Annotated in this window: 6 protein-coding genes; 5 read left to right on the forward strand and 1 reads right to left on the reverse strand. The window is 35.1% G+C overall.

Annotation, left to right across the window (positions count from 1 at the left end; genetic code table 11):
• The first annotated feature begins 28 nt into the window (after positions 1 to 28).
• The 5 genes from AC59HC_RS08975 (at position 29) to argS (ending at position 11,006) form a co-directional block, all read left to right on the forward strand.
• Positions 29 to 3,028 (forward strand): SusC/RagA family TonB-linked outer membrane protein, encoded by a 3,000-nt coding sequence (locus tag AC59HC_RS08975; RefSeq protein ID WP_496558461.1) that lies wholly within the window; start codon positions 29 to 31, stop codon positions 3,026 to 3,028.
• Between the two features lie 12 nt (positions 3,029 to 3,040).
• Positions 3,041 to 4,465: a SusD/RagB family nutrient-binding outer membrane lipoprotein gene (locus AC59HC_RS08980; RefSeq protein WP_429812674.1), complete on the forward strand. Its 1,425-nt coding sequence runs from the start codon at positions 3,041 to 3,043 to the stop codon at positions 4,463 to 4,465.
• 366 nt (positions 4,466 to 4,831) lie between these two features.
• On the forward strand, positions 4,832 to 7,750 hold the full coding sequence (locus tag AC59HC_RS08985) for a SusC/RagA family TonB-linked outer membrane protein (RefSeq protein ID WP_496558462.1): 2,919 nt from the start codon (positions 4,832 to 4,834) through the stop codon (positions 7,748 to 7,750).
• Between the two features lie 2 nt (positions 7,751 to 7,752).
• A complete protein-coding gene (locus tag AC59HC_RS08990) occupies positions 7,753 to 9,117 on the forward strand; it encodes a SusD/RagB family nutrient-binding outer membrane lipoprotein (protein WP_411413423.1) in 1,365 nt (454 codons plus the stop codon).
• Between the two features lie 128 nt (positions 9,118 to 9,245).
• Positions 9,246 to 11,006 carry an arginine--tRNA ligase gene (gene argS, locus AC59HC_RS08995; RefSeq protein ID WP_496558463.1) on the forward strand — a complete coding sequence of 587 codons (1,761 nt, stop codon included), beginning with the start codon at positions 9,246 to 9,248 and terminating at the stop codon, positions 11,004 to 11,006.
• Between the two features lie 125 nt (positions 11,007 to 11,131).
• On the opposite strand, the gene AC59HC_RS09000 is transcribed toward argS, so the two are convergent.
• Entirely contained in the window at positions 11,132 to 12,073 is a 942-nt protein-coding gene (locus tag AC59HC_RS09000; RefSeq protein ID WP_496558464.1) for a YihY/virulence factor BrkB family protein, read from the reverse strand.

A 12,073-nucleotide genomic window follows, 5' to 3' on the forward strand; every position in this document is an offset into this window, starting at 1 on the left:
AATTTGTACGGATATAAAAATAATTGATATGAAGAAACTAACAACAAGTCTTCTTGTTTTAGTATTGACTTCCTCTATGGCAATTGTAAGTGCTCAGGAGAAGAAAGATACAATTAAAGCAAAAGAAATTGAAGGAGTGGTAGTCACTGCACTTGGTATTAAAAGAGAAAAAAAATCTTTGGGGTATGCGTCGCAGGAAATTAAAGCAAGCGCTTTGTCAGACGGGACAACAAATACAGGAAATATTGCAGCGCAATTATCAGGTAAGGTGGCCGGTCTTAATGTTACTACAAATAACAACTTTGGAGGATCTTCCAATTTGGTTATAAGAGGGGTGAAGTCGCTTGCCGGCGGAAATCCGTTAATTGTTATTGATGGATCACCTGTTAACAACACCAGTACCCGGGAAAACTCAATTGATTACGGTAATGCTCTTTCTGATATCAACCAGGAAGATATTGAATCCATAAACGTATTAAAAGGAGCAGCGGCCTCAGCCCTTTACGGTGAAAGAGGGTTAAATGGAGTAATTGTTATTACAACTAAAAATGGAAAAGGAAAAGATGATGGTTCTTGGGGTGTGACGTTTTCCTCAGCAATACAGGTAGGATTTATTGATAAGTCTACTTTTCCTGAATATCAGACAAGATATGGTGCCGGTTATTCTCAAAAATTCGGTACACAGGCTTCTGATGGTTTGAATAATGCGAATTTTGGAGCAGATGCTTCATGGGGCCCTAAATTTGATCCTAATTTATTGGTATATCAGTGGGATTCATTTAATCCTTTATCCCCCAATTATCAAAAAGCAACTCCTTGGGTGGCCGCTAAGAATGGACCGATTAAATTTTTCGAAAATCCAGCCTCATATATTAACAGCGTAACTTTAGAAAAAGGGCAAAAAGGAAAAAATATTAGTTTTACCTATGAAAATATGATGTCCGATGGGTTAATACCTAACTCTCATCTTAATAAAAATAATTTCTCTTTAAAGATTAATTATGATCTAACGCCTAAATTGCATTCGTCTTTCTATTCAACAATAACTTTACAGGATACTAAAGGTAGGAGTATTACGGGTTATTCAAACAATATAGCTACCGGTTTCAGACAATGGTGGCAGACTAACGTAGATATTGATGCTCTGCAAAACTTATATTTTGCAAATGTAGATCCAAATGTAGCCAATGCATCCAATAACTTTGGTAATGTTACCTGGAACAGAAAGTCTGCAGCAAATGGAGCACCTGCATATTGGAACAATCCATATTTTCAGGCCTATCAGAATTATTCTTCAGACAAAAGATACAGGAATTTCACTTATGGCCTGGTAACATATGATCTGTTTGATAATATTTCTGTTACCGGAAAAGTTTCATATGACAGATCAAATCTTATAGCAGAAACTAGATTGGCAGTTGGTTCTTTGCCTCAGGCTTTTGGACAATCAAATAACACCATTGGTTCTGGATATGGAAGACGAGACATACTGCAGACAGAGACCAACTATGACTTAATGGTGAATTACAAATTTGATATCACGGATAATATTAACCTTTCCGGAGTTGTAGGAGGAAATATACGTCGAAATTATTATAATTCAGTCTATGCATCAACAGAAGGAGGACTAATTGTACCTGGGATTTATGCCCTATCCAACTCTAAAAAGGCACCACTAGCTGCAGATGAAACTGAGTATACAATACAAACTAACTCATGGTACGCAACAGCTTCCTTTGATTTTTATAAAAAATTCTATTTAGATGCAACATTCAGAATAGAAGAAACATCAACCCTTTTAAAAGGTAATAATGTTTTTAACTACCCTTCTATTACAGGATCGTTAATTATGTCCGAAATTCTAGATACTAAAAGATGGATGAATTTCTGGAAAATAAGAGCAAATTATGCTCAGGTTGGAGGATCTGCTGCTTCTTATCAATTATTTAATAATTATAGACCTGCTGGAATTTTATCTAATCAAGGAATTTATAACTCTATTTTAAATCAACCTTACCCAGGTCTGCAACCGCAAAAGGCCAATGAATTTGAAGTCGGAACTGAAGCACATTTCTTAAAAGACAGAATAACGGTTGATTTCGCCTATTATAAAACAAGAACTACTCCTCAGATACTTTCTCCACTTCCTACTTCTGCAGCTATAGGATATACAGGTAAAATATTCAACGCTGGTAGAATTGATAATAGCGGGGTTGAAGTACAGCTAGGACTAGTGCCAATAAAGACAAAAGATTTTACTTGGAATATTGACGCCAACTGGTCAAAAAATCAAAATAAAGTAGTAGAATTATATCCGGGAATTAATAACTATCTATTAAATAGTTTTCAGGGTGGGGTATCTTTAAACGCCAGAGTTGGTGAAGCTTGGGGAACATTGATTGGTGCTGATTATACCTATTTAAATGGACAAAAAGTTATCGATCCTAAGACAGGAAAATATTTACAAAACCCAAATCAGGTGATAGGTAATACTACCCCGGACTGGATTGGAGGTATTAGAAATAGCTTCAGCTACAAAGGATTTTCTTTAAGTTTCTTGATTGATATGCGTAAAGGAGGGGATATATTCTCAACAGATATGTATTATGGATTGTCATCCGGTCTGTACAAAGAAACAGCTGAAGGAGATTTTAGGGATAAACCTATTGTTTTACCTGGTGTTCTTCCTGACGGTACTCCAAATAATATTGGATTATCACCGGTTGATAATAATGGTTCTCCCGGATACAAAACCCGACCAGCAAGCGAATTTGTTTATGATGGATCTTTTATTAAGCTTAGAGAAGCAAGTATTGGGTATATGCTTCCAAAATCTTTACTGGCAGGTACCAAGATTTATGATGCCAAGATTTCAATTGTAGGTAGAAATCTGTGGATAATTCATAAAAATTTACCATATGCTGATCCTGAAGCCATGGTAGGCGGCGGACTTAGCTCTTATGGATGGTCAATTGGTTCCATGCCTACGACAAGAGATTTGGGTATCAATGTTACATTTAAATTCTAAATTACTTTAAAAATGAAAAATATTATAAAAATAAGTTTGGTGTCTGCATGCATTGGGTTGGCTTTAAGTTCATGCCAAAGTGATTTGACTTCTCTTAACGATGACCCTAAACATCCATCAATCCTTCCGTCTGACAATTTATTAGCTACTGCCTTATATCAGTCATCTTATTATATGGATAACCCCAGTGTGAATTTTAATAATTACAGATTCTTTACACAACAATGGGCAGAAACTCAATATCCGGACGAAACTCAATATAATTTAGTAACCCGTAATCAGCCTCGTAATCATTTTAACAGAATGTATGTTTACAGTATTAATAATCTGAAACAAGCAAAGGTTAACCTGGTAAAAGAAGTAGAACCAGATGAAAATGTTAGAATCAATAAATTGGCTACTTTAGAAATTGAAGAAATATTTATTTGGGAAAATATCGTGGATACTTATGGAGATGTTCCTTATTCTGAGGCTTTCAAACCTGATGAAATATTAACCCCTAAATATGATGATGCCAAGACTATTTATCTTGACTTGATCAAAAGAATCGATGCTGTTACGGCTACTATAAAACCTGCAGCTACCGGTTATGGAGATCTGGTTTATGGAGGTAATATGACCAAATGGAAGAAATTTGCAAATTCTATTAAATTAAGATTAGGAATAAATTTAGCAGATGTTGATCCTGCATTGTCAAAAACTACCGTTGAATCTGCAATAGCCAGTGGGGTTATTTCTTCTGACGACGACGCTTACAAATTTAAATATGACGGCGGAACTTTCTCAAATCCGGTATTTGATAATTTAGTAGCATCAAATAGAAATGATTTTTTGCCTAGTGAATTAACAATCAATACTATGAGTTCTCTTTCCGATCCAAGAATGGATGTGTGGTTTACCAAAGTAGGAGGAGTATATAAAGGAGGAGTTTTTGGAGAGCTGAATGATCCATACACTAACTTCTCTCAATTAAGCTCTTATTTCAGAAGTGCTACTGCAGCATCCAACCTTTTTAGTTATGCGGAAGTAGCCTTCTTAAAAGCAGAGGCTGCTGCAAGAGGTTATTCAGCAGGAGGTACAGCAGCAGAGCTTTATGCAATTGCAGTGAATGAATCTATGAGGGAGAATGGTGTAAGCGCTACTATTGCAGATGCATATGTGCTTGCACATCCTTATAATCCGGCAAACTGGAAACAGTCTATAGGTGTACAAGCTTGGATTGCTATGTTTAACAAAGGATTTGCAAGTTGGAATTTTACCAGACGTTTAGACTATCCGATTCTTGTGAATCCTCCGAAGTCAAATTTATCTTCTGTACCCTATAGAATGCCTTATTCTGATCAGGAGTATGTGCTAAACGGAGATAATGTAAAAGCTGCGGGTACTAAAATTGGCGGAGATAAGGCTACAACAAAACTTTTCTGGGATAAAAATTAACACATATTTTATTAACATTCATATTAAATTAAACCGCCTTCGGGTGGTTTTTTATTTGTGCAAATAATGTTTTTTTAAATTTAATATCATTTAGAAATGGATTTATTTAGAAAATAAAAAACGTATTTTGTGTATTCTATGTATAAACGTCAGATTTATATGGTATTATGTCTGGATCTATGTTAATAGTATCAATCGAAATATTGATGTTATTTTTTTTATTAATTTTCTTAATTTTTATGTAATTTTTTAATTTTTTTAATTGTTTTTGCTTTCTTTTGTTGGTTTATTTGTTATTTTTTAATTTTTTTTCTTGCTGAATTGTTAATTAAAATACAATTTTACGGGCTAAAAATTAATTTTGATATGAAGAAACTAACAATGAGTCTGCTTGTTGTAGTATTAACTTCTTCTGTTGCTATTGTAAATGCCCAGCAGAAGAAAAAAGATACTATTACACAGACAAAAGAGATTGAAGGTGTTGTGGTAACCGCACTCGGGATTAAAAAGGAGAAAAAGACAATAGGGTATGCTACATCACAAGTAAACGGAGATGATTTAAAAAAATCAGGAGAGGCAAATATTATTCAAGGCTTAGCAGGAAAAGCAGCCGGGATTCAGGTTACAGGTTCATCTGGTACTCCGGGAGCATCAAGTAAAATTCTGATCAGAGGTCAAAAGTCAATTAATCTTTCAAGTCAGCCTATTATTGTCTTAGATGGCCAGATCATTGATAACTCTGTCAATAATAATGCGGGGCAGGGCAGTAATCTGGCTGGAGTAGATGACTCAAACAGAGCTATTGATATAAACCCTGATGATATTGAGAGTGTATCAATTTTGAAAGGAGGTGCAGCAGCGGCACTATATGGAGAAAATGCCAGAAATGGTGTAATTATTTATACAAGCAAGAAAGGGAGAAAAAGAAAAGGAATTGGGATTGATTTCTCCACAGCTGTATCTTTTGATATGATTACCCGCTTGCCGAAACTTCAAAATACTTATGCCGCCGGAACTAATGGAGTTAATTATATTGCACCTGCTCAATATGGCTCTGATGGTATTCCTGTCACAGGGGGAACCAATCAAAGTTGGGGACCCTTAATTTCAAGTGTATCTGGTTTGAAGGCCTATGATAATGCTAAAAACTTTTTTGAGACTGGTACTGCACAAAATTATAACCTGGCATTTTCAGGAGGCGGGGATTATGGTAATTTCAGAGCTTCATTTGGACATATTGATCAAACCGGGATTATTCCAAATACTTCGCTTAAAAAAACAAGTTTTGGTGTAAATTCTGAATTTAAATTAACCGATAAGCTAAAAGCTGGAGCTGATGTAAAGTTCTCCAATACAAATGGGGTAAGAGCTCAGAAAGGGAGTAATATTGCTGGAGTAATGTTGTCTTTACTGAGAACACCAGCAACTTATGACCTTAGAGATTATCAGACTGTACAAGGATATAATAAAAATTATTTTGCAGCATATGACAATCCATATTATACAGTATACAATAATCCATATAAAGATGAGACAAATAGATCCATTATCAGTGGTTATTTAACATATAATTATAATAAAGCTTTGAATGTATTGTTGAGAGCGGGAGTAGATACATATACAACCCATGCTCAGCAGAATTATTCATTCTCAAGTAATGGTAATTCAACAGCTGACCGAACAGGCCAGGTCGTTGTAGACATTTATACACAAAGTCAATACAATTTAGATTTGATCTTTAGTGGATTAATTAACTTTACTGATAACATTAATTTGAATTATAGTTTTGGGGGGCAGATAATTTCTAAATTTGGAAATGATCAATATACTCAAGGATCTACAATGTTGGAACCTAATCAATTCAACCTTTCTAATTTTACGACTTTTGTATCCAATAATACAGATTTTAAACAAATTAAAAGAGGGATATTGGCTTCGGCAGAATTAGGATTTTATGACCAATTTTATTTAACATTAACAGGAAGAAATGATTGGAGCAGTACACTGCCTAAACAAAATAGTTCCTATTTCTATCCTTCTTTTTCAGGATCTTGGCTGTTTAATAAGACATTAAATTTACCAAACTGGGTTAATTTAGGAAAAGTAAGAGTAGCTTATGCGAAAACTTTTGCATCTGCTAATCCTTACAATATTGTTAACACTTATGGAACTCCAACTTATTTTGATACATTTGGTCCGCAATTAACTTCTCCATATATGGGAGTTGGTGCCTATGGACTGACTACCATTGCGAAAAATCCAAATTTAAAGCCTGAGCGAAATGACGAATTTGAAGTAGGTTTAGAATTAGAATTATTTAAAAGGTTACGCTTAAATGCGAGTGCTTACAAATCAACCAACTATGACCTACTTATCCAAGCTCCAGTTGCACCGTCTTCGGGATTTCAGAATTATTTTACCAACGGTCCTACAGTTGAAAATAAAGGTATAGAAGTAGAATTAGGGTATGATATTCTTAAAAATCAAAACTTTAACTGGAGTGTAAATCTTAATTGGGCTAAAAACGTAAATAAAGTTGTTGAAATACAAGACAATTTAAATTTTTCTAGTGAAGGAGGTGATTTCTTTTCTGGAAATGTTGTTCCTGCCATCATTAAAGGTGAACCTTTGGGAGTATTTTATGGTACGGCTTGGAAAAGAGATTCGGCTGGGAACTTAATTATAGGATCTGATGGTTTACCATTAGTTTCAGCAGAATCTCAAATTATTGGAAACCCTAATCCGGACTGGTTAGGAGGAATCAGAAATAATTTCAGTTATAAAAACTTGTCTTTAAGTTTTTTACTGGATATTCGTAAAGGTGGTGATATCTGGAACGGAACATTAGCGAGATTGCATAGATTAGGAATGACCCAGACTTCTGCTGATGATAGGTCAGCAATGTATACCATACCTGGTGTTACTGAAACTGGTGCTCCTAATACGAAAGCAATTAATAACAAACTATATTATTCAAGCTTTTTAGGAGATGGATCTGGTAGTGCGAATGAACAACAGATAGAAAGAGATATAAATTGGTTTAGGCTAAGAGATGTAAGTTTATCATACAATTTTGGTAAAATGTTATCTAATACTCAAACTCTATCTTTTATAAGAGAGGCTCAGGTTACTTTTTCCGCTAGAAACTTATTTTTAATTACTAACTACAAAGGTGTAGATCCGGAAACATCAATTGCGGGTGCAAGTTCAAATACTAATGGATTTGATTATTTCAATAATCCCGGGACGAGAAGTTATACACTATCCTTTAAATTTACTTTCTAATTATGAAAAAAATAATATACATACCTATAATTATTGCTGGATTATTTCTAAATTCTTGTCAGCATGAGCTAGATACATTTAATGAAAATCCCAATAGTCCTACGCAAGTTACATCTCCTAAAACTTTATTTACAGGTGCAGCAGTAGGAACAATTAATAATTCAACAGGTAATTTGACAAGACAAATAAGTTTGTTGACTCAGCATACCAATGGTAATCTGTTTCAGTCATTAGATTATACTAATTATTTTTTAACAGAACTGGATAATGAAACAGATTGGTCTAATATTTATAAGACTGGAGTAAATCTTCATCAGATTATCACTCAGTTTGGGGATAAATATCCTTATTATTCAGGGATGGCTAAGATTTTATTAGCCTTAAATATGGGGTATGCTACTGATACATGGGGTGATGTACCTTTTTCAGAAGCGTTTCAAGGAGTCAATAATTTCTCTCCAAAATATGATTCTCAGCAAAATATCATTTCTCAGATTCAAAGTTATTTGGATAGTGCAATAATAGATTTATCAAAACCTGAAAATGCTAATTTAGGGTTACCGGCAGGTGATGATATCTTTTATGCAGGAAATATAGATAAATGGAAAAAATTAGCCTATGCCATTAAAGCAAGATATGCATTAAGACTAACTCAAAGAGAAGGAAGTACTGTAGCAGCTCAGAAGGCTTTAAACTACTTGCAAAACTCGTTTACTTCCAGTTCAGATAACTTGGTGGCTCGATTTGATGGAGGAAATAATCAAAATCTTTGGTTTGCATTTAATAATCAAAGATCAGGTTATATGTCTATGGGAAAATATTTTATAGATCTTTTAAAGAATAGTAGTGATCCAAGGCTACCTCATTATGCAGGATTAGATGCATCCGGGGGATATTCCGGATCAGCTCCGGAAGATAGCAACACAGATGCTTCTCCTTTTGGGAGTTACTTTGCAGGAAGTGCAAGTACATCGAATATAATATTTAGCTATAGTGAAATTAAATTCATAGAAGCAGAAGCACAATTCAGACTTGGAAATACTGTAGGTGCTCAAGCTGCCCTGAAAACTGCTGTAAGTGCATCTTTGATAGATGTTACTGGTACTGATAATCCTGTCTTTGCTACTACAGCTTCAGCTGCAGTAACATTACAGAATATAATTACTCAAAAATATTCTTCCCTGTTTACCACAATGGAGCCTTATAATGATTGGAGACGTACAGGTTTCCCTGTATTAACGCCTAATCAGAATAGCCAATCTAAAAAAATACCTTTGAGATTAATAACTCCTAAAGCTGAAAGAACATTAAATAATAATGCAGCAGTCGTGAGTGATGTAAGTATACCCGTTTGGTGGGATAACTAGGACCATTTAAATTTTTAAACCGCCTTCGGGCGGTTTTTTTATTTCCGTATATTTGTAACTCAGATTTTGAGCTGAAACAGACTGTAAAAATGTTTCAGCGATAAGCATTAAAAAGAGAATTTAGAAACATGAATATTAAAGATATTATAGAAGAAAAACTTTCAGAGGTTATTTTAAATGTGTATCAGTTAAAAGACATCAAACTGGAAGTTCAGGAAAATAAAACAGAATTTGAAGGTGATTTCACCATTGTCACTTTCCCGTTGGTCAAACAATTGAAGAAAAATCCTGAGAGTATCGGGGTTGAATTAGGTGAAGCGTTAACAGAACAGACGGAACTTTTCGAAAGCTTTAATGTAGTGAAAGGTTTCCTGAATGTTAAAGTGAAAAACCAGCTGTTTGTGGACAACTTCAGATCTGTAAGCAAGAATTTTTCCACTATAGAAAAGAAAAATGCTACGGTAATGGTAGAATATTCTTCACCGAATACCAACAAACCATTGCACTTAGGGCATATCAGAAATAATTTATTAGGATTCTCAGTTGCTCAGATTTTAAAAGAGGCTGGATATGATGTAATCAAAACCCAGATTATCAATGACAGAGGTATTCATATCTGTAAATCTATGCTGGCATGGGAGAAATTCGGGAACGGAGCAACTCCTGAAACAACCGATACCAAAGGCGATAAATTTGTTGGAAACTATTATGTAGAATTTGACAAAAATTATAAAAAAGAAATTGCAGAGCTTGTAGCACAAGGGGTAGGAGAAGAGCAGGCTAAAAAAGACGTTCCGGTGATGAAAGAAGCTCAGAAGATGCTGTTGGATTGGGAAAATGGAGATCAAACTGTAAGAGCACTTTGGGAAGAAATGAACTCATGGGTTTACAAAGGTTTTAATGAAACGTATAAAAGACTGGGAGTTGACTTTGACCAGGTTCAGTATGAAAGCAATACGTATATTTTAGGAAAAGATCTTATTCAGGCAGGATTGGATAAAGGCGTTTTGTATCAGAAAGAAGACGGTTCTGTTTGGTGTGACCTTACCGATGAAGGTCTTGATCAGAAGCTGTTGTTACGTTCAGATGGCACCTCTGTTTATATGACTCAGGATCTTGGAACGGCAGTGGAACGTTTTAAGCAAAATAATATTCAAAAACTCATCTATACTGTAGGAAACGAGCAGGATTATCATTTTCAGGTTTTATTTAAAATCCTGAAAAAATTAGGATATGAATGGGCAGATCAGTTGTTTCACCTTTCTTACGGAATGGTTGAATTGCCTGAAGGTAAAATGAAATCCCGTGAAGGAACTGTAGTAGATGCAGACGACCTGATGGCAGAAATGCATGAAACGGCAAAATTAAAAGCTATAGAACAAGGAAAACTTGAAGGTCTTTCAGAAGAAGCAAAAGTAGCTTCTTATGAAATCATTGGAATGGGAGCACTCAAATATTTCATGCTGAAAGTGGATCCTAAGAAAAAGATGTTGTTCAATCCGGCAGAAAGTATTGAATTTAATGGAAATACGGGACCGTTTATTCAATATACCTACGCTCGTACGCAGTCTTTGCTGGCAAAAGCAGATTACCAGTATAAAGAAATATCGGATGTAACTTTAAACCAGTATGAAAAAGAACTGATTATGCTTTTGACCAGTTACAAAACAATTGTTGAAAGAGCAGCAGAAGCATTGAGCCCAGCCCTGATTGCCAATTATGTTTATGATCTGGCTAAATCTTATAATTCGTTCTATCAAAGTAATATTATTCTGAAACTGGAAGATGAAAATGTAAAACAATTCCGTTTGAATATTTCAGATCTCACAGCAAAGACGATTAAAAAATCGTTGGAACTCTTGGGAATCGGAACCGTAAACAGAATGTAAAAATAGAAAGAAAGCCTCCTGAAATTTTTCAGGAGGCTTTCTTTCTATTTTTTATATATCAATAATCTCGCATCAGAAATATCCCGGATCTCAAAATCTCGCAACCCGAACCTCGCAACCCAAATTTACACTTTATCACTACTTTCACCCTGCATCTGTTTCAGACTATCCGCGTACAACTTAGCAGGAGTCCATCGTGCATGTTTGGAAAGAACTACTTTATAGCCCTTTTTGTAGGTATACACTTTAGTGAATTCTGCACCAAAGAATATCAGCATACACGAATAATTGATCCACATCATAATCAGAATAACTGTTCCGGCAGCGCCAAAGGCTGAAGTAGGTTTTACCTGGTTAAAATAAAGACTTAATAAAAATTTTCCGAGGGTAAATAAAACCGTTGTCAGAAATGCTCCTTTCCATACCGGTTTCCAGCTGATCAAAACATCAGGCAGTACTTTAAACATTAAGGCAAATAACAGCATCACAAGACCAAAGCCGACGGCGAAGTTGACAAACTCTACCAGCATATACGTTTCAAAACCAAAATATTGGGTGATAATTGTATTAAAAAGGCTGATCAGAGAAGATAAAATCATGGTGATCATCAGAAGAAATCCTAAAATAAGAATCATTCCCAAAGAATTCGCTCTGTCCAGTAAAAATTTGACTAATGCCTTTTTGGGAGCAGCTTCTACTTCCCAAAGTGTATTTAATGAATGTTGCAGCTGAAAGAAAAGCGTAGTAGAACCGAAAACCAATGATCCTACCCCTACTGCCTTCATAAAAATATTCTTTTTGTCAATCAAAGCACCGGCGAGCATACCTTCAATACTTTTAGCCACATCCGGTCCCATAATACCACTGATCTGGGTGCTGATCTGCCCGCGAATGGCTTCTTCCCCAAAGAAATTTCCAAGTACCCAGATAATAATGATCAATAAACCCGGAATAGAAAAAATGGCATAGTACGCAAGGCTTGCCGAATCTTTTGATGCGGAAGAATTGTTCCATTCTGTAAAGGTGTCTTTCAGAACTTCCCAGAAAAATTTGGCAGTTTTAATCAT

Source organism: Chryseobacterium sp. DZ-32 (genome assembly GCF_059587025.1).